The sequence below is a fragment of the Corynebacterium sp. HMSC065D07 genome (assembly GCF_001810695.1).
Classification (GTDB): domain Bacteria; phylum Actinomycetota; class Actinomycetes; order Mycobacteriales; family Mycobacteriaceae; genus Corynebacterium; species Corynebacterium hesseae.
This window is the reverse complement of the sequence record NZ_KV802456.1, coordinates 1-221: the sequence shown is the minus strand read 5'-3', so window position 1 is coordinate 221 and position 221 is coordinate 1. Positions and strand designations below refer to the sequence as shown.

Sequence of the window (221 nt, the reverse complement as noted above, 5' to 3'; positions counted from 1 at the left end):
TGTGGTAGTTGTTCCTCGACTGCGGTGGCATATCCGGTGAACCCATCCATTGTCACCACCTGTATCTGCTCCCGGAAGCTGGGGTCGCGCTCTTTAAGCCACCCGCTGAGCACATCTGCGGACCTGCCCGGTCGCATGTCTAACAAACGAGCAGGCCCACGCCCGTCCACCAGCGGGGTGAGGTCAACAAGTATGGTCACCAGGTTTGATGCCTGGCCTGG

1 protein-coding gene is annotated in these 221 nt (G+C 60.2%); it reads right to left on the bottom strand.

What is annotated here, in order from left to right; genetic code table 11:
• A partial coding sequence (locus HMPREF2760_RS08000) for a transposase (RefSeq protein WP_148138849.1) occupies nt 1-221 on the bottom strand: 221 nt, incomplete at both ends.